This is a genomic window from Salinimicrobium oceani, assembly GCF_012037645.1.
The window spans coordinates 1-412 of sequence record NZ_JAAVJR010000810.1 but is presented as its reverse complement, the minus strand read 5'-3'; the positions used below and the strand labels follow the sequence as shown (position 1 = coordinate 412).

Genomic DNA, 412 nt, shown 5'->3' with positions numbered 1-412 from the left:
CTGAAATGTAATTCATTACAGTATATGATCTAAGTCAAATTTTAGGCCAATTTTACCTGTTTTGCCCCTTTGCCTACATGGTCTTCAATATATTGCCCGCCCTGGCAATACTGCAGCAATTCAGCTTTAATAAATTCCAGGGTTTCTTCTTTTTCATTATCGGGATACAAGAGGTGTACGTTAGCCCCGGCATCAAGGGTGAAACACAGATGCAGCCCTGTTTCTTCCCTAAACTTGAATACCCTGTTGATGATCGCCAAAGTATTTGGCTTCATCAGGAGAAAGTACGGCTGACTCGTCATCATCATAGCGTGCAGCGTCAAAGCCTCACTTTCCACAATTTTTATGAATTCCTCCAGATCTCCACTGCGGAAGATCTTCTGCAACTCATCCAGGTGATCATGCGCCTGCC

General features: G+C 43.7%; 1 pseudogene. It reads right to left on the bottom strand.

From position 1 onward, the window contains the following. Window positions 1-41 precede the first annotated feature (41 nt). Window positions 42-412, bottom strand: a pseudogene (locus HC175_RS19515) (diphosphomevalonate decarboxylase); the annotation flags it as partial.